We start from the raw sequence: 17,538 nt of genomic DNA, 5'->3' as shown, positions 1-17,538 counted from the left end.
GGGGTATATTCTATCACATCCCGCATTCTTTATCTCTCCGAGAGTCCGCTTTTTTATAAAAAATTTTGATAATTACGACACAGTCTCGAAAGGGAGGGGAAAAAGTCGCCAAAGGCCTATTTTAAAGGGGATTTCCCTGGATTTTATAATCGGGAAATGCTTCATCAGGGTTCATCATACTGATAAAATAGTTGCTGTTTCAAGAACTACTTTAATCCAGCCAGGTTGTCGCTCATCAAACGCTCTATATGCTTTAATAGCGGAATCTAAAGGCTCATGATGAGTTTGAGCAAGAACCTTTTCCGGATCGACGACTCCACTGCGGACCATGTCAATAAGCATGGGAATATAGTCCCGATGGTTGCAATTTCCCATTTTGATTGTGAGATTCTTGTTCAGTGCAGTACCAATAGGAAAAAATTGTGCGGTTTGTGGGTAGACACCGATGATAGACAGGCTCCCTGCTTTTGCCAGCGCTTTTACTGACCATAGTAATACCAGAGAGGGTGCGTCACCCTGATGCCAGTTATCACCTTCGGGATTCATTTTGGGGGCAACCTGTTCCATTTCCTGTTCAAATTGTGGTTCTAAATATTTTGCCTGCTTGTATGCCGGACCCTTCTGGGGACGATTTGCGTCAATACCAACAGCATCGATAGCCCGGTCAACGCCGATACCACCGGTGAATCTATGGATAGCCTCGATAGGGTCTTCTGCGTTAAAATCAATAACTTCCGCTCCATTCTTTTGTGCCGTTTCCAGACGGGAAGGGATTGTATCAACTGCTAAAATTCTGCCTGCCCCCAGAAGTTTAGCGCTTACAATCGCAAACTGTCCTACAGGGCCACATCCAAAGACTGCTACGGTGTCGCCATGTTTGATCTCAGCCAGTTCTGCTCCAAAATAACCTGTGGGGAAAATATCGGATATAAAGATGGCCTGATCGTCGCTTACTTCATCAGGGAGTTTGACCAGGACGGTATTCGCAAATGGAATACGCGCCTTTTCTGCCTGGAGACCATGAAAAGGCCCGCTCTGTTGAGGACCTCCAAAATAAGCAGTTCCGGCATGCGGCCCATGAGGATTTGCATTATCGCATTGAGCATAATACCCGGCGCGGCAATAAGAGCAGTACCCACAAGCAATAGTAGAAGGAATGACTACTCTATCGCCGACACTCAGATTACGTACATCGGATCCGAGTTCTTCGACAACGCCAACTCCCTCGTGTCCCATGATTGTGCCCCGGGCCATCCCAGGAAGCGTGCCCCGGATCATATGTAAATCAGTCCCACAAATAGCGCTGGTTGTAATACGTACAATAGCGTCTGTTGATTGTTCAATTTGGGGATCAGAGACTTCATCAAGGCGGATATCGCCTACTCCATGAAAAACAACAGCCTTCATAACATACTCCTTATAACAATGTAAACTACATCTTATCACGTCCATGTACATGGAAGGGGGGAGATGTAGCCTCAACTGCCGTAAATGGTTCAAGAATTTTATAAAAATGAGAGGCCCCCCTGGGCACAACCCATGAATCACCGGCCTCAAGTAAAATCAGTTGACCCTCGGAGTGTAATTCTGCCCTGCCTTTAACCACGTAACCGACAACCTCGTAATCGCGGCTGGTTTCTGGTTTTGGCTTGTCGGGTTGCTCATCCTCCCAGAGACGCATTGCGACCCTAATCCCTGATGCCAGGTACTTCTGGCAATTTTCACCTTTCGGCGAATATTTAGATTGAACTTTCTTAATAGTTGTATCACCCATATAATGCTCCTCTTCAGGCATGTTCGCTTTTATTTCTTTGCCGTATCACGGCTAATAATTTTATTAAAACGGCCAGTCAAGGGTGGCACTGACAAACCATGTCCCTGTATGTCTTCAACAGGGATCGTTTGTCAGTGTGTTATATTCCCCATCCATGTTGACATTTGAAGCAGCACGGACAAACTCCGTTTGTCCGTGCCACCCTGAAATCCGCTTACATACAATGAAAATTCCCATACAATCAAGCTAAACGCTCCCCCGACTTGTTCCCAAACTCTTCCCCATTTACATGAGGACATGGTTTGGGAACATGCGTGTCCGAGAAACTCTGTTTCGCGAATTAATCTGTTTCAGTTTTATGTACGATGAGTTACCGTACCAGCCATTTGCTTACAAATGTCTGCACAACGTCTGCATGCCTCGGCGCATTCTTTCATTGTCATGTCATCAAATTTCTCGCAATCCCTGGCACATTCATTACAAATATCCGCACATACATCGCATACCCATCCATGCCGTTCTGAGTTTCGAAGCATGAAGGCTGCACTGGTTTGGCAGATTTCTGCACAATCTGCCAGGAGATTGATATGGTTTGCTTCGGCATGTTTTCCACCTTTCTGTAAGCAATATGATAGCGTTGTCTTACATATCTGGTAACAATCTAAACACTCTTTAATACACTGCTGTAAATCCTGAGATAGTTGCTTTGTTGTTGTATAAGCCATAATGAGTTCCTTTCTATCCTTAAAAAAATTACAATGTGTTTAGTGCACAAACTAAACAATGAGTAAATACCCCTGGAATTCCCTTTCATGAATGGGAATGGCCAGGGGATTTATCTCTTAATAATTGTTATGTATTTCAATCTTATATTACCCGTTATTTCCCTTTTTATCAGGAGTGTCGTTCAATTTGCTGCTGCTCTCATGATCATATAATAAGAGGGTCTCCATATGCTTCCGAAGTGCTGCAATCTCCTCTCGTAATACCTGTATAGCAGCAGCATCGGTACTTTCTTTACCATCATCGGGTGTCATTTTTCCTTTGTCTTGCCCGATAAAGTAGCTGGCGATTGTTGCGGTGATGTAACCAAAGATGGCAAATGCGTACAAGGAAAGTAGCCATCCAAGGAAACGGCCCTCCGCGGTCTTCGGCCAGTACTCAGAGCCCATAGTAGTCATGATCATTGCAGTCCACCATAAGGCGTCGCCATAATTATGTAAGCCTGATCCTGCCTCTGCGAATTTCACAAACCCGGCTTCCCGTAGTGCATCAGGGCTCTCAAACCGGACCATTGCTGCTGCGCTGGCAAACGTAATAATGGTAGTCAGCGCTATGAGATAGCCAACCCCATGCCGTCCCATGATATGGGCAACGGTGTATACGGTACGGTTAAGTGACGTCAGAAGTCGTAAAAGACCCAAGGTACGGGCAATGTGCCCCGCTCTGAGAAATCGGATAATCTGAAAAATCCGAAATACCCGTAAAGCAGGTATAACTAATGAGCTGGCTGTTAGCCAGTTCTTCCGAAGATAGTGCAGCTTGTTGGGTGCAATAGTAATTTCAATGAGAAAATCGAGGACGAAGAGCGCCCAGATGGTGTAATTCAGTATTTGAAGCGGTTCGTTTAGTCCTCTGATAAAATCAAATATAAGTAAACCAAGCCAGACAAAAGAGAGGATAATCATCGGTTTATCAGTAAGGGTATTGATTTGTTCAAGTAGCTTACTGCGGCCATTTTTCAACGTATGATGATTTTTATCTCCCACGTTTGGCATGTTTCCTCTGTGTTTCATCAGTAAAATATCAACAAGGAATTGCCCGTATGGTTCAGGCCTATTTACAGGCAGAATGTATAAGGATATAAATCCAGCTTCCTATGATAGGTATCTGTACCAGCGCATCTAAAAGATATATTGGCGCAATCCGTTTCTTCATTACGTATATACTGTCAATCGCCGTGAGTCCAACAGCGCTTCCAAGCGCAAGCATAAGAATCTCATAGGTTATATTGTGCCGGACTCCGGCAAAGATTAATACTATGCCAATAACAAGGATAAGAACTCCAACCGTATTAACGAGCCAATGATCAGTTTTAGGACCGGTTACCATCTGGAATGTTCTCATACTTATGAGCGGCCAAATGCCAGTAATGAGATAATATACTCCCTGAACAAGTGAGAGATACATCATGAAACTCGTTGTAGTAATCATGGTAATAATCCTTACAAAAGAAAAAGGCAACTCTTAAGAGTTGCCTTTTGTAAAAGGCTTTCGGTTCTTATTCAATATACATACTGCCTTCTGCTTTATTGTACTCCTTATCTGCCACCGCCTGTTCCACCGCCACTTGTCCCACCGGGTGCTCCACCGCCTGTGCCACCACCAGAACCGCCGCTCTTGCCACCGGTTGTTCCGGATGCTCCGCTACCCGTATCTCCTGATGTTCCTCTCCCTGTTCCTGTTGTATCGCCAGTTGCTCCGGGTCTTTCCGGGGCAGTTCTTCCAGGGTCTTTCATGCCGGGGCCGGGAATTCCAGGCACTCCAACATCCTGACCAGTCTCTCTACCCCCGCCTATCGTTTCATCCCCGGTTATTCCTCTATCTGTACCGCGGTCCGTTCTCGTGGTACTGCCACTTCTTTCCTCTTCATGAGTCGCCATTGCAGAATGAGTAGGCAGGAGAGTGCTTACCATACCAACACCAAAAATCAATGTACCAACAGCAAAGCTATAGCTAAGTCTTTTTATCATAGTTCCTTTTTCCTCCTTTGACCTTTCGTTGTTAATCAAAACCGAGTGTTTCCTTTGCTTTTTCAATAAGACCTTCATCATCGTCATCATCCATAACAGACTCATCCGGGTCGGCAGTTTCTTTTCCATTTGTATCAAATTGTAACTCTTCTGCGAGGGGCGCTGATTTTCCCTCCATCGCAGCCGTTGCCTGCTCGGTATAAACCTTTCGTGCTTCATCAACATTCCGCTCTCCTTTAACAATATCATCTGCGAGGTTTAATGCCAGGATGTTCATATCTTCTCTTTCACATTGCGAAGTAAGTTCTCCTCTGGTTCTATTAACAACGAGGCTTCCATTGTATCGGACAAGCTCATCAGCCTTATCGGCTGGCACCTGATAATTGATGGTTTGGATAAGGACATCCTCATGTTCTGCAGGAAAACTATGCGGTATTTTCTTGTTTATTACCTCTGTTCTTTTCCAGGGGCCGTTATTGTGCCAGATAATACGAGTTTGTGTTACTTCATCGGGTTTTCCATATTTATCAATGAGTCTGCCGGCGACCTCCCGTGATTCTTCATTCCACCTTGAAATAACCCGCTCAGTCGTTGATTTATCGGGAGCTGTTCCTTTCAGTCGTTCTCTTTCTCTTTCCCTACCACCATTCATTAGTCCCCCGATCTCTTTATCCTTATACTTCTTCATCGTAGTTTTATCCATCGTTGACATGTCGCGGTCGGCTGTTTGTTTTGTTTTTGTATCGAATTGTAATTCCTCTGCGAGAGGCGCTGATTTTCCCTCCATCACAGCCGTTACCTGTTCAGCATACGTATTTCTTGCTTCATCAACATTTCGTTCTCCTTTGACAATATCATCTGCGAGGTTCAATGCCAGGATATTCATTTCTTCTCTTTCACATTGTGAAGCAAGTTCTCCCCTCGTTCTGTCGACCATAATACTTCCATTATATTGAACAAGCTCATCAACCTTGTTTGCTGGCACCTGATAATTGATGGTTTGGATAAGGACATCCTCATGTTCTGCAGGAAAGTTATGCGGTATTTCCTTGTTTATTACCTCTGTTCTTTTCCAGGGGCCGTTATTGTGCCAGATAAGGCGATTAAGTGTTATTTCGTTAGGCAGGCCGTATTTATCAATTAAATTCTGGGCAACTTCACGGGGTTCATCTTCCCAATTTGAGATAACACGCTCAACGATTGGTTTGTCAATAGTCCCCTCTCTCACCCGTTCTTTCCCTGGATATCCCTCTCTATATCTCTCTCCCACGGTTCCTCCAACTACTCCTCCGCCTGTTCCACTTCCCGCCTTGCCTGCTCCGCCTTCTGCACCCGTTAATCCGTGTAACTGGACATCATGTCCCGGATGGGTATCGGGCGCTTCATGAACTTTTTTATCTCTGTTTCTATACTTATATTCTTCATCCTGCGTTGTCTCTCTGGCAAAGCTAATACCTGAAATACTTACCATGCCGGCGCTAAGAACAGAGATCCCCGCAACAATAAAATAATTCGTAAATATCTTTAACATTTCTTTCTCCTCAAATTATTAAGCCCGATTGTGCTTTCTTGAAATACTTCTGACAGATTTATTTCCTTTCCTTTGTTATAGTCCTGTATGTTGTGTTTATTCTTATTTCCCTTCCTCTGTTTCCGCCCTTCTCTTTTGCGCCTCTTCTACTTTTCTCTCCCCCTCCGTCTCTCTTCCTCCGACTACTCCTCCTCCGGCTATTCCGGCGCCTCCCTGACTTTCCCCTCTGCCTGATATTCCATGTGATTCATCAGCCTTTTTCTCTCCGTTCTCATTGTGTTTATGCACCCCTATTCCTCCCTTTTCCCTTGATTCCTGGACAGATTTTTCCTTTTCTTCTTGCCTTTTCTTATATGCTTCTTCATCTTTAATTACGTCTTTTCCGCCTGGTTTATCTACAGGATGAGCAGGTGAATGCTGCGCCCTGGCAAAGTCACCAAATCCTGTTATAATACCTATACTAAAAATTGATGCGCCAATAAAAGTAAGCCTATATTTTTTTAGCATTTCCTTCTCCTCCTCATACGTTAAGATTTAACTTTCATAAATAAAATACATCTATAATTTATTAGATATGCCCTATTATTTATAGCAATGTGCTTGCCAAAGGATTGCGATGTGAGAATTAAATATCCGTAGAAAATTTGATCTCTAACTGTTTAGCTCTTCGTTACTTGTGATGATTAGGTCAGGCGCTGAATGCTATTTGCTCTTATTCTCAAAAAAATTTTCATGTATTTTCTGTATGCATATAAATACAACTATTGGATATTTTTTTTATGTCATTGCGGGAAAGTCTTTTATATCAAATTTATATGCCTGTAAAAACATGCATGTGGTAGGTAAAAGCATGCATATTTTGGGGATAGTTTTGGATTCAGGATGGGAAAGCTTTCGTCGGTTTCTAAAAAATCTGAATTTTATCCGCAGTTATGTAAAATGTTATTATTTTACGGTAAATTCCGCCTTAGCGGGGGGGCCTGATATAACCTTAATTTGCTGATCTTCCGACTTGCCTCGTTCACTCCATAATTTTACCGTATACTCTCCTGGCGGTACATCGGTAATAGAAAAACTTCCATCGTTGCTCACCCTTGCAAAATATGGATTTTGTAAAACCAGGATGTAGGCAAGCATGTCGACATGCACATTGCAACGGATAGAGGCAATACCTGATTTATGAAAGGTAAAAGATCTTACTTCACCCTTAAGCCACGTCCCCAAATTCATATTGTCCGCTACAACATCCGGAGAATAGACATTATGCTGAACGCTATCGCTGTTAAGAAAATCAACGGTAGTTCCTTTTACTATGGGAAGTACATGAGGAATGAAGGCCATATTTTTTTGATCCATAACAGCATGTTCTGTTGGCGGCTCAAAAGTGTTTGGTACATTTTCAATATAAACAATGGCATCTTTTAAGTATTTAGGTTTTTTCGCAGTGATAGTGCCATTGATTACTCCTGAACCGCTTTCACCGGCGGATATATGATGCAGATGAATTCCTGTTATAAAAAATACAGTAAAAACTAAAATAATTGGGGCCTTCATATAAATCCACATATTTTTAGAACACATAGACAATCTCCTTATAACATGCTTCAAATGGAATCGATGTAGGGTGATACTTTAGAGCCTGTGCAAAAAGTATGACTATTTTTAGTCACAATACACTATAGGGTATTTTCTTATTTAGATCAATACTTTATATGACCCCGCTTGGGACTTTTTGCACAGGCTCTTTAGCCTTGCCAGGCAACCCTGAAGGGTTGCCCTACGGAATTGAGATTTCCCAACAGTAAACCAGGTTATACCATAACTCGTAACGCTGTGGTTTTTTGAAAAATAACCCCATAGGGGTGAAATGTTTATAGAAACTATCGCAAGAAGCCACAAAAGAGATAAATACATTTACCTATCCTCTATGGAATATATCCAAAAAGAATAATAAGAAATATCCAATCAGTAAAACAAACCAACTAAAAGTCATGATAAATTCCAGGGTTGTAGAAAAGGACATAGAAAAATTTTCGGAGAGCATGCTATAAATATCCTCCAGGGCATCGAGTGTTTTGTTAATATTTATCTTCCACGCCTCCAGGTGAAGTTTTTTTGCTACGAGATCGAATAACCGTGCTGAATACCAATCCCCGATAAGTTTGATATTGCGTTCCGTAGCCTCAGATTCCAGGATTGATTTTGTGCGTATTTCTATAATCTCACGCAGCGAGTGCCGGATCTCCCGTGATTTAAGCCACGGTATTTTCCTTGCTGTTGTCTTCTGTAAAAGGAGCGCCGCTTTCTCTAGCCGCTTTTCCGATTCGTGTTCCAAGACCCGTAATCTCAGTAACTGAAGATGGGCAATTTCGAGAAGTTCGATATTACTGGCAAAATCACCGCGGGGGTCAAAGATAAAAGTCCCATCCCAGTCTACAATGGTTATGTCATCCTGGGTATATTTAATATTGAATTTAAGTGTTGTATTAATCTCCTCTTCGTCTAAAGGTATTCGTTCTGTTTTGAGAAGCCCTGCGATACTGCTCTTATGTTCTGAGATAATGTTCTCAGGATTTCCTTCATAATCAGATACACAATATACACTGTGTTCCTCATCAAAGTAAGGATCGCATTGATATTCCCCCAAAAAGGCCCTGCATTGAATAAGGAGCGCTTGCTTGAGATTAAAGATATGTCTGTCTAATATATTCTCCAAAGCGACAGATGCCTCCACAATGACAATTTTTGGCGGGCAGTATTTTACGATGAGATCAACGAGCCTGTTTTCAACAGATATTTTTTCGATTTTAACGATCATCTGCTTTGGCATTACATCGGGATACGAAGGAGAGCTCTTGGCCTTTTTAATATCAACAATCTCGGCAGTGCCGAGATCCATCTTCGTAATTCCCAGAAGAAAGAAGACCAAAGTGCCTTTGACCATACGATTAATCTCCACAGATAAATTTTCGGTTAGCGGTGGAAGATGATTGTTCATTCGTGTCTCTTGATCCTTTACCGGCGCCCCGGGAGGAACGGGTATTATTTTGCCAGGGATTATCGTTTTGCAAGGCTAAAAGAGTAAATAATGCCTTTCTAAAATCCCGGCCCATAATTGCGGCATGTGATCGAGGTGCTTTTTTATAATGCTTCTGCATCTCTCTTCCCGCGCTTTTTTTGTAAGGTCAGTGTGAATTTTTACGTGTACTATTTGGGGTTCCGTGATCGGCATCCCTATCTGACTTACGAGATAGCATTCTGCCTCTGAAATATGAGAGTCCTGTGTTAGCTCTGCTGATATCCCGTTGGCAACGAGGTTATATAATTTACCCGTATGGGTAATAGGATTTTTCCCTGCTGCAGCCTCAAGAGTCATGGGCCGGTAAGGGGTAATTAACCCATTAGCCCTGTTGCCTCTGCCTACCTGACCATCGTCCCCGCATTCAGCGCTTGTCCCGGTCACGGTTAAATACACAATATCCTTCTCATCGTTATCGGCAGCATTTATTACCACGGTAACTTTGAGAGATGTCCTTTTTCTTACAAAGATCTGGACATATTCAAGTATGTCTTTTTTTACCTGAAAATATTTTTCCTTGGATGGGATGAACCTTGAGACAAGAGCCATAGCAATGGTAAGGTTTATGTGGTCCTGTACCCGTATACCCATGATTTTAATGTCTTCTCCAATTACAGGAAATTCTTGTTTCACCGCAGGTGAATTTAAAAATTGTTCGGTTTGATAGACGAGAGATTCCGTTTCTGTGAAAGGTGAAAAACCAACACCAATCGAGGTATCGTTTGCCAGGGGGATTAAGCTTTCGAAAGTTGCCCGCAGGTCTGCACTTCCTGTTCTGATCCTCGTTTCAACAATAACATTTTTTTCGGGTTCTAAAAATCTCAACTGTTTACCGAGCCAATGATGAGTTGTCTTCCTTGCGATCTCTTCCAGAGGCACTTTTTCATCTCCCAGGGCTTCCACGGCCCTGCCTACAGCAATGAATTGCAGCGGGTTTATTACCTTTCCACCGCCGAAACATACCTCGGAGCGCCCGCCTACAAGAAGGCACTTATCGATGTTATGGTGTAATACCCTGCCAAATTTTTCTCTATAGTATCGGGAGAAGGCAATGCTTAATTCTTCGGCTGCGCGGTCGCATAACGTGTCGGGATGGCCCAATCCTTTGCGTTCAACAATTTCAGCGGCAGATTCCCGGGAAGGCAAATTTTTCGTTTTCTCTATAAGTATTTCCATATCAGATAAAGGTTTAAGGCACTACAAATTCATGTCCGGGGCGTTTAACGCATAAAACCGGGCAGGGGGCTTGTCTCACAACCTTTTCTGCCGTGCTTCCCAGTAATGCATGGGAAAGGCCTGTTCGTCCGTGGGTTGCGATAGTAATCAGATCAATATTATATTTTTTAGCAGCTTTGATAATCTCAAGATGTGGCGTTCCCCGTGTGATAATGTTTTCGACCTCTATCTTCTCAAGAAACCGTTTTGGCACCAAACGGTGGATGGTCTTTTTCGCTTCCTGTTCCATATTGCTATATATTTGGGAAAGAGGGCTGGCAGTCCCTCCAAGACCTATACTGATATCTAACTTGGGAATAACATGCAGGATATACAACTTTGACTTCCGTTCCAAAGCAAGATCCAGTGCATATTTTAAGGCATGTTTTGCGTACGTGGAGAAATCGGTAGGAAATAAAATTTTTTCAATTTTAATCATGATATCAGCTCCTGAATAAGGGTTTATAAACTGCCCGGGAATTAAGATCGTAAAATGTATGTATGAAAATAGCTATTTCCGTATAACCTTCTTGATAGGTGTGTCGTATTACCTTCTCCACTCTACGCGTATAAATTTCATATTTTCGTGTTTTTTATATTCTACTTCTCCGTCATACGCCTTGAATAAGATAGATCCGATACGCTGCGCCAGCGTGCCTGTCGTGGTATGTATCTCAATTTCATTATTTTTTTCCTGAATCTTCATGATTCTTTTTAAAGGATTATACGTCTTTGAGCGCTCATCCTCATGGCGGATAAGATTCATTATCTCTTGTTTATGCTCCTTGAGAAAATCGCCCTTCAGTTTCACGATGCCACCCGGCACATTTTCTTTTATCTTCTTGCATGCGGGACAGGTTACCCAGTTGACAGTTTTCATCGCTTTTTTCTTTTCGTACAGTTTGGGATCGAGAAACCATTTTTTATTCTGATAAACGGCGGTACAATCCTTACACAGAGAAACCGATGGTAAGCCCTTTCCCTTCGGCGGCAGATAGGGGTCGTTCTCATTAGAAAGCTGACCTCTCGTATGCTTATTAAATCTTGATGCTTTTTTCATGATATGCATTTTCCTCTTATAAAATATTCCTGATTCTTTACCGATGACATGTTACACCCGTTATGATGCAGAGTAATTTTTATAATCTCTTTCAACCTCCCTTCACAGGAATCTTTTTTATTCCTGATTTCTCACATTTTGGTAAGATAATCTCAAGTATCCCCTTTTTATATTCTGCCTTTACCTGATGGAATTTTACTGATGCAGGCAGCGCAACAGACCGGGAAAAATATCCACAACATCTTTCCAGAAGGTGATAATTCTTCTCTTTTTCTTCTTTATCGACCCTTTTTTCCCCCTGAATTGTTAACGTATTGCCGATGATTGAAATATTAATATCATGTGGTTCAATTCCAGGCGCCTCCATTTTTATTATAATGCAGGTATCGTCTTCAGAGACATCCAAAGGAGGCATCAACCCTGTTCCTACAGTTATATCTCCTTCCTGAAAATTACTTAAGAGTTTATTCATCTCATTCCTAAATGCATTTAATAGGGGTAAATAGGACAATCTCTTTGTTATAGGCGACATGAAATATTCCTCCAAATATAGAAAAAATCCGATGGTATGTCTTATTGATAAATATGGTAATCGATATCCGGAAAGATATTATCCTTACTTTCAATATCAGAGAGCCACATATCATCGACAGCGTTTGTCCGGATATCATCATACAGTTTTGTAAAACGAAAGAGGTGGTCTTTTGTCCTCTTTGCAGCATATTCCGCCATCTTGCCGGTTTTCATGATAAAGGCCCAATCGCTGCTCTGTGCCAACAGAAGTTCCCGCGCAGCCTGGTTGAGCGCCCGGTTTTGTAATGAGTTTCCCTGCACGTGCGGGTACGCTTTCACCAGCTCGACCATACGATCCGCTGCCTTATGGAGGTGACGGTAAATCCAATCGTTGTTTTCATTCTGCCAATACTCATGATATCCCTTATATCCCCAACTCGAGGGAGAAGGTGTGGAAATCTGATTATCCGGATACATCTCAAGGTAATCTGATGGGGTAATGAGTGAGATTGTCTTCTGGCGAGATGCAATTTTTCTGAGTAAGGAATTAATCCAGTCAGGCCCTTCAAACCACCAATGGCCAAAGAGCTCTGCATCGTAGGGTGCGACAATAACAGGCTTCCGGTCCATGATCGACGCAAGATGCTCTGCCTGTTTTTCCCGGTTAAAGAGAAAGTTTGCTGCATGCTCAGAGGCTTTGTCTAAGGCATTTTCACGCTGATAGGGTTCTTTATGGTTGGTCTTGCCGGTAATCCGATAATATTTAATGCCTATGTTTGAACGCTTACCATCCCCGTGGAGATAGGGTTTTATGTAATCATAATCAAGGTCAAAACCCACATCCCGGTAAAACTCACGATAGGAGAAATCACCGGGGTATCCTTCCTGAGAACTCCAAACCTGTTTGGAGGATTCCGCATCCCTTCCAAAAGCTGCTATACCTGAAGAGCAATAAATAGGGGCGTACACACCGTACCGGGGCCTGGGAGATGCGAAGAGAAGTCCGTGCGTTTCCAGGATAAAAAAACGGATATTTGCCTCACTGAGTATCTGTTCTATCGCATGATCGTAAGCACATTCAGGCAGCCATATACCCTGCGGCTTTTTACCAAAATGCTTTTCATAATGCCCTGTTGCTACATGAATTTGAGCGCGCAAAGCACTCATATTGTTACCGATAAGGGGTAAGAAACCGTGGGTGGCAGCACACGTTATTATCTCCAGTTTGCCCATATCCTGGAATTTCCTGAAAGCCTGGACAATATTTTGATGATATTTTTCCTCATATACCTGTTTAGCGTTCCTGAAATACGTGAGATACATCTGTGCAAGTTTGTTAAATTCCGGTTGTTGTTTCGTTCTCCGTATCTCTTTTTCAGCCAGCTCGATCCGTTTATCGATATATCGGATATATCGGGATTGTAAAAGCGCATCGGTGAGCATGGAAATCAGGGGAGGGGTTAGGGACATCGTTAAACGGAAGTCAATCCCATCCTCAATCAGTTTATCAAAGACGTTAATAAGGGGAATATAGGTTTCCGTAATAGACTCGAAAAGCCAATCCTCTTCCAGATATTCATGATATTCCGGATGACGTACAAACGGCAGGTGTGCGTGCAAAATGAGTGACAGGTAGCCCTTTCCCATACGCTATATTCCTTGTAAACGTTAAGTTCTTGAAAGATTTGCAGGCGATGATATGGCCTCTTTGAGCATTTCCTGCCAATCCCTATGCGCCCTCTCAAATACGGATTCACTGATTCCGAGTCCTGTAGGGATGAATGCCTTTTTGTAAAGCTCTTCAATATACATCCACTCTCTGTCAATTACCTCTGATACGCCTGCAGGAGGTGTCCTGATGATATTCGATCTTGCCAGGATACGGAATGTTCCATTCGGGGTAAGGAATCCGATGTCAACACAAAAGGATGTATTTGGTTTATCCGCGTAAATATACCAACTTTGCGCCCCGGCAGGAATTTCAATATCAAAACAGGTATTGGCGTTATTACCGTTAAAGATTGTATTCGTCACATCATAGACCCTTAATACCATTTTTGCATTACGCGCCAGGGTACCAAGGGTACTCAACACGGTATTTATTACGTCCTTCCTTATCTCCCAATAAGTAAAGAGATAGGATGGATCCCGCGCCATTAATACAATCTGATTATCCTGGTAACCAATCGGAAGCTCTGGCGTAATCTGCGGAGAAAAGACCTTTTTTTCTTCAAGTACGTGTTGAACCTCTTTCTCCCTATCATATGCTACCTCATAATCACTTACCGGTTTATCCTTACCGGTAACTTCCTGTTCTTGTTGTTTTTCTTCAGGAATACCAGGAAGCTCTGGAATTGCCGGAGCGCTTACGGTTTCTTTTTCCCCGGTTCTGTAAGGGGATTTTTCCAGCTCATCGGAAGGGATTTCCTGCATATCTGGCCACATATCTTCATGAATAACCCCCCACTCCTGCTCAGAAGCCTCTTCATGAGATAAGACGTCGGCCATACCAAAAAACCTGTTCCAGATAAGTCTGATGCAATCTTTTATCTTTTTCCAAAGTATCCCGCAAATGGCCTTGATAACTTCAATAGTAAGGGAAAATATTTCTTTTATAATTTCTTTATCCATAAGAGGAGTAATCCATAATCAAATTTTCATTTTTATCATGAAGTTTTTGCTTTTATTTAAATAATGGCAAAACACAAACTTAACCAGGATATTATATTTAAAAAAATTATATATCAAATAACAGCGAACGGTCAATAAAATTCAATTTGAGAAACGCTCCTGCTGCTTTTTTTCCCGATCTGATATTTGGCTTGACAAAGACTTGCCATTCGGTAATAATCGCACTGCCACGAGCAAATAATGAGCATTCTATTCTGAATAAAATTTTTAATAGCCAGACATCCGGAGGCATTGTATTTATGATACAGCAAATTCTTGTCCCTACTGATGGTTCTGAAAACAGCCTTACAGCCGCTGATTATGCAATACACATAGCGCAGCTATTTCATGCCAGTATTCGGGGGCTATTTGTCAAGGACGTAAAGATATTAACCGGTCCTCTGATCCATGATATTGGAACAAGTATTGGGGGCGCTGTTCCTTATGGAACATTTAACCAGACTATTCGGGGTGTGTTGGAATCGCAGGCAGATGCAGCCCTGAACCTGGTAGAAGGGAAATGCGCCAAGGCCGGGATACCATTTAGCCGGGAGATACGGGAAGGTGTTGTAAGCCGTGAAATTGTTAAATCTGCCGAGAGTTGCGACCTGGTTGCTATGGGAAGAATGGGAACTCATGCTGAATGGCGCGATGTGTTTTTAGGCACTACGGTGGAATTCGTAGTACGGCAGACCCATAGACCGGTGCTTATTACACCGTCCGAATTCAGATCTTTTAAAAGAACGCTGATTGCTTATGATGGAAGTTCCTATGCAGATAAGGCGCTGCGGAGCGGTGCCGAGATAGCAAAGGCTATGAAGCTGCCCGTAACGGTGGTATGCGTATCAGATAAGAAAGATGATGCCCTGGAGAAGCTGACACGAGCGAGGACATTTCTGGAAAGTTACCAGCTTACGGTAGAGACGATTACAAAGGGGGGATATGATCATGCAGGCGGGATTCTGGAAGTGTGCAACGATGAAACGGATCTCCTGGTTATGGGCGCCTACGGCCATTCAAGGATTCAGGAAATGATTCTGGGAAGTACCACGGTAAGAGTAATGAGAGCCACAAGCTGCCCGATTTTATTATGCCGATAACATAGGTATCTTCTGGATTGTTTCCGTACATCATAAGTACCTGACCACAAGTTTTTGTACATTCTCTTTGTCAAGAGAATATAGAATTCAGGAGACAGAATCCAGAAGACAGGATACACAATGTTTGATGCGCGATATTCTATCTTCTGGCTTCTGGCTTCTGACTTCTGACTTCTGACTTCTGACTTCTATTGATAACGATGAATATACAAAAACTTATAGTCAGGTACTTGCTGCACTTCTCTTGTAATGCCTGCATTGCCGGACAGTTCTTTCTGAAAAATCAATGGTCACGGTTTCTGGTATTTTCTTTATCTACTTTCTATCTATGCAATACCGTAGAGATGCAACATCTTGCGTCTCTCTATATCCTTTTTTCTTCGTGCACTTCGTGGTTTACCTTGCCTTTGCCTTCGATCCCTACCCATCCTGAAAAACAAACGCTTTTGGCTATAGAAACGTTTATTACCGGGTTTGTTTTTCCATAGCCTCTTTTACCATCGCCCTGTTCTCGTGGGCCTTTACGTAATAATTTGGTTTGATTTCAATCGCTTTTTCAAAAGCGAGAAGCGCCTCCTCGTATTTTTGTTCTTTCATGTAGACACATCCTATATTATTATATGCACCCGCTTCATCTCCGCCTTTTTTAAATGCAGTAAAGGCCTCATCGTACCTGTTCAACCTGCATAAGGCCAGGCCTACATTGTTATAAAATGTCTGGTTTGCTGGTTCAATCTTTAATGCTGTGGTTAAGGCTTCTACTGATTTTTCATATTCTCCTTTCAAATAATATGACATTCCCAGATTGTTATACAGGATACCCGCATTTGGATTAATTTTGATGGCATTATGATATTCATTGATAGCAACTGCAAATTCTCCCTGACGATCATGAATTATTCCAAGAAGCGTGTGTGCCTGCCACCGTTTCGAGTCAAGCTGCACGGCTTGCCTGAAGTATTCTTTGGCTGTATCAAGGTTGCCTCTTGCAATGAATACCATACCCTTACCCTCGTAAGCAGGTGCGTTAAGAGGGTCATTTTTTATAACTTCTTCAAACTCTCTCATTGCTTCTTCCGTCAATCCTCTTCTGAGAAAGAGATGCCCTGTTTTATTACGTATGCCTGTTTGTTTTGGGTCTAAACGAAGGGCCTTATCATACTGGATGAAAGCCATCCCAATATTATCCCGTCTCAGATAATCATCCCCCGATTTCTCATATCCCTCTGCCGTCATTTCAGGTACCTTCTTTGATATTTCGTCTTCAATGTCTTTTGAAGTTTTTTGTTCTTGCAGTTCCATCGCTCTTCTGTATTCGCTCTGCTCTTTGAGAGTATTCTGCTGGTTTTTTTGTGTAGCGCATCCGAATATACCTCCTATTGTTGCAAATACAAGAATGGTTATAAAAATGTATGAACGTGATGATTTTGCGGTCAGTATCTTCCATCGCCCCGCAAATCTTACCTTCGATAGTTGCCGGGTTATTTGAGATGAAAACCCGGAACTATCTTTTTGACAATAGATGCTGCCTCTGGTGTAATGAGAAGGCTTACTACTGGTGTTTGGCGCCATGGTATATCCTCTTTTCTTGTTTCCTTCTAATCCCCCTTGATCCCCCTTTAGAAAAGGGGAGACGTGTGAATGATTTAGAAAAGGGGAAAATTCTTTATAAAAATAATAATTCTGTTCAACCTGTCTCAACAAATTCTTTTTATGAGCGACCTCCTCCCGAGAGGAAGCACCACACCTCTAACTCAATTGTAGAGACGCAAGATCTTGCGTCTCTACAGCCTTCTTTCTTCGTGCACTTCGTGGTTTACCTTGCCTTTACTTTCGTTCCCTA

The 17,538-nt window shown here is 42.5% G+C and carries 18 protein-coding genes; 1 reads left to right on the top strand and 17 read right to left on the bottom strand.

The genetic code is table 11. The features are described 5' to 3' along the window. Positions 1 to 174 precede the first annotated feature (174 nt). From FBQ94_RS01740 to FBQ94_RS01665, 16 genes are all read right to left on the bottom strand, one after another. Positions 175 to 1,407 carry a zinc-dependent alcohol dehydrogenase gene (locus FBQ94_RS01740; RefSeq protein ID WP_007222555.1) on the bottom strand — a complete coding sequence of 411 codons (1,233 nt, stop codon included), beginning with the start codon at positions 1,405 to 1,407 and terminating at the stop codon, positions 175 to 177. A gap of 25 nt (positions 1,408 to 1,432) precedes the next feature. Continuing rightward, positions 1,433 to 1,774 carry a cupin domain-containing protein gene (locus FBQ94_RS01735; RefSeq protein WP_007222554.1) on the bottom strand — a complete coding sequence of 114 codons (342 nt, stop codon included), beginning with the start codon at positions 1,772 to 1,774 and terminating at the stop codon, positions 1,433 to 1,435. Between the two features lie 356 nt (positions 1,775 to 2,130). Beyond that, positions 2,131 to 2,499, bottom strand: a complete 369-nt coding sequence (locus FBQ94_RS01730; RefSeq protein ID WP_007222553.1) for a four-helix bundle copper-binding protein — start codon at positions 2,497 to 2,499, stop codon at positions 2,131 to 2,133. A 147-nt stretch (positions 2,500 to 2,646) separates the two neighbouring features. Further along, positions 2,647 to 3,552 (bottom strand): ion transporter, encoded by a 906-nt coding sequence (locus FBQ94_RS01725; protein ID WP_040544408.1) that lies wholly within the window; start codon positions 3,550 to 3,552, stop codon positions 2,647 to 2,649. Between the two features lie 58 nt (positions 3,553 to 3,610). Then, positions 3,611 to 3,988: a hypothetical protein gene (locus FBQ94_RS01720; RefSeq protein ID WP_007222551.1), complete on the bottom strand. Its 378-nt coding sequence runs from the start codon at positions 3,986 to 3,988 to the stop codon at positions 3,611 to 3,613. 107 nt (positions 3,989 to 4,095) lie between these two features. After that, a complete protein-coding gene (locus tag FBQ94_RS01715) occupies positions 4,096 to 4,527 on the bottom strand; it encodes a hypothetical protein (protein WP_285441945.1) in 432 nt (143 codons plus the stop codon). 31 nt (positions 4,528 to 4,558) lie between these two features. After that, positions 4,559 to 6,058 (bottom strand): hypothetical protein, encoded by a 1,500-nt coding sequence (locus FBQ94_RS01710; RefSeq protein ID WP_007222549.1) that lies wholly within the window; start codon positions 6,056 to 6,058, stop codon positions 4,559 to 4,561. Positions 6,059 to 6,160: 102 nt separating this feature from the next. Further along, positions 6,161 to 6,565 carry a hypothetical protein gene (locus FBQ94_RS01705; protein ID WP_007222548.1) on the bottom strand — a complete coding sequence of 135 codons (405 nt, stop codon included), beginning with the start codon at positions 6,563 to 6,565 and terminating at the stop codon, positions 6,161 to 6,163. A 438-nt stretch (positions 6,566 to 7,003) separates the two neighbouring features. Further along, positions 7,004 to 7,639 (bottom strand): hypothetical protein, encoded by a 636-nt coding sequence (locus FBQ94_RS01700; protein ID WP_007222547.1) that lies wholly within the window; start codon positions 7,637 to 7,639, stop codon positions 7,004 to 7,006. Between the two features lie 337 nt (positions 7,640 to 7,976). Then, a complete protein-coding gene (locus tag FBQ94_RS01695) occupies positions 7,977 to 9,056 on the bottom strand; it encodes a hypothetical protein (protein WP_007222546.1) in 1,080 nt (359 codons plus the stop codon). Positions 9,057 to 9,131: 75 nt separating this feature from the next. Further along, positions 9,132 to 10,313 (bottom strand): methionine adenosyltransferase, encoded by a 1,182-nt coding sequence (locus FBQ94_RS01690; RefSeq protein ID WP_007222544.1) that lies wholly within the window; start codon positions 10,311 to 10,313, stop codon positions 9,132 to 9,134. 13 nt (positions 10,314 to 10,326) lie between these two features. Next, the gene (locus FBQ94_RS01685; protein ID WP_007222543.1) at positions 10,327 to 10,791 is read right to left on the bottom strand and encodes a universal stress protein; all 465 of its coding nucleotides are present in this window, start codon (positions 10,789 to 10,791) and stop codon (positions 10,327 to 10,329) included. A gap of 108 nt (positions 10,792 to 10,899) precedes the next feature. Beyond that, positions 10,900 to 11,412 (bottom strand): BCAM0308 family protein, encoded by a 513-nt coding sequence (locus FBQ94_RS01680; protein WP_007222542.1) that lies wholly within the window; start codon positions 11,410 to 11,412, stop codon positions 10,900 to 10,902. Positions 11,413 to 11,503: 91 nt separating this feature from the next. Beyond that, positions 11,504 to 11,944 carry an Hsp20/alpha crystallin family protein gene (locus FBQ94_RS01675; protein WP_007222541.1) on the bottom strand — a complete coding sequence of 147 codons (441 nt, stop codon included), beginning with the start codon at positions 11,942 to 11,944 and terminating at the stop codon, positions 11,504 to 11,506. Positions 11,945 to 11,985: 41 nt separating this feature from the next. Further along, on the bottom strand, positions 11,986 to 13,572 hold the full coding sequence (locus FBQ94_RS01670; RefSeq protein ID WP_007222540.1) for a glycoside hydrolase family 57 protein: 1,587 nt from the start codon (positions 13,570 to 13,572) through the stop codon (positions 11,986 to 11,988). A 21-nt stretch (positions 13,573 to 13,593) separates the two neighbouring features. Beyond that, positions 13,594 to 14,556, bottom strand: coding sequence for a DUF4912 domain-containing protein (locus FBQ94_RS01665; protein ID WP_007222539.1), 963 nt, complete (start codon positions 14,554 to 14,556; stop codon positions 13,594 to 13,596). Positions 14,557 to 14,855: 299 nt separating this feature from the next. Here FBQ94_RS01665 and FBQ94_RS01660 point away from each other — a divergent pair, with 299 nt between their 5' ends. Next, the gene (locus FBQ94_RS01660) at positions 14,856 to 15,695 is read left to right on the top strand and encodes a universal stress protein (protein WP_040544405.1); all 840 of its coding nucleotides are present in this window, start codon (positions 14,856 to 14,858) and stop codon (positions 15,693 to 15,695) included. A 465-nt stretch (positions 15,696 to 16,160) separates the two neighbouring features. Here the strand turns inward: FBQ94_RS01660 and FBQ94_RS01655 are convergent, their stop codons facing one another. After that, positions 16,161 to 17,267 carry a tetratricopeptide repeat protein gene (locus FBQ94_RS01655; RefSeq protein ID WP_285441944.1) on the bottom strand — a complete coding sequence of 369 codons (1,107 nt, stop codon included), beginning with the start codon at positions 17,265 to 17,267 and terminating at the stop codon, positions 16,161 to 16,163. Positions 17,268 to 17,538: the final 271 nt, after the last annotated feature.

The sequence above is a fragment of the Candidatus Jettenia sp. AMX1 genome (assembly GCF_030263775.1).
In the GTDB taxonomy this organism is placed as follows: Bacteria; Planctomycetota; Brocadiia; order Brocadiales; family Brocadiaceae; genus Jettenia; species Jettenia caeni.
Note: the sequence above shows the minus strand (reverse complement) of the source record. Positions and strands in the feature narration are given on the sequence as shown.

Coding starts and splice junctions, on each gene's coding strand:
- FBQ94_RS01740 (WP_007222555.1), bottom strand. CDS start 1,407: ATGAAGGCTGTTGTTTTTCATGGAGTAGGCGATATCCGCCTTGATGAA.
- FBQ94_RS01735 (WP_007222554.1), bottom strand. CDS start 1,774: ATGGGTGATACAACTATTAAGAAAGTTCAATCTAAATATTCGCCGAAA.
- FBQ94_RS01730 (WP_007222553.1), bottom strand. CDS start 2,499: ATGGCTTATACAACAACAAAGCAACTATCTCAGGATTTACAGCAGTGT.
- FBQ94_RS01725 (WP_040544408.1), bottom strand. CDS start 3,552: ATGCCAAACGTGGGAGATAAAAATCATCATACGTTGAAAAATGGCCGC.
- FBQ94_RS01720 (WP_007222551.1), bottom strand. CDS start 3,988: ATGATTACTACAACGAGTTTCATGATGTATCTCTCACTTGTTCAGGGA.
- FBQ94_RS01715 (WP_285441945.1), bottom strand. CDS start 4,527: ATGATAAAAAGACTTAGCTATAGCTTTGCTGTTGGTACATTGATTTTT.
- FBQ94_RS01710 (WP_007222549.1), bottom strand. CDS start 6,058: ATGTTAAAGATATTTACGAATTATTTTATTGTTGCGGGGATCTCTGTT.
- FBQ94_RS01705 (WP_007222548.1), bottom strand. CDS start 6,565: ATGCTAAAAAAATATAGGCTTACTTTTATTGGCGCATCAATTTTTAGT.
- FBQ94_RS01700 (WP_007222547.1), bottom strand. CDS start 7,639: ATGTGTTCTAAAAATATGTGGATTTATATGAAGGCCCCAATTATTTTA.
- FBQ94_RS01695 (WP_007222546.1), bottom strand. CDS start 9,056: ATGAACAATCATCTTCCACCGCTAACCGAAAATTTATCTGTGGAGATT.
- FBQ94_RS01690 (WP_007222544.1), bottom strand. CDS start 10,313: ATGGAAATACTTATAGAGAAAACGAAAAATTTGCCTTCCCGGGAATCT.
- FBQ94_RS01685 (WP_007222543.1), bottom strand. CDS start 10,791: ATGATTAAAATTGAAAAAATTTTATTTCCTACCGATTTCTCCACGTAC.
- FBQ94_RS01680 (WP_007222542.1), bottom strand. CDS start 11,412: ATGAAAAAAGCATCAAGATTTAATAAGCATACGAGAGGTCAGCTTTCT.
- FBQ94_RS01675 (WP_007222541.1), bottom strand. CDS start 11,944: ATGTCGCCTATAACAAAGAGATTGTCCTATTTACCCCTATTAAATGCA.
- FBQ94_RS01670 (WP_007222540.1), bottom strand. CDS start 13,572: ATGGGAAAGGGCTACCTGTCACTCATTTTGCACGCACACCTGCCGTTT.
- FBQ94_RS01665 (WP_007222539.1), bottom strand. CDS start 14,556: ATGGATAAAGAAATTATAAAAGAAATATTTTCCCTTACTATTGAAGTT.
- FBQ94_RS01660 (WP_040544405.1), top strand. CDS start 14,856: ATGATACAGCAAATTCTTGTCCCTACTGATGGTTCTGAAAACAGCCTT.
- FBQ94_RS01655 (WP_285441944.1), bottom strand. CDS start 17,267: ATGGCGCCAAACACCAGTAGTAAGCCTTCTCATTACACCAGAGGCAGC.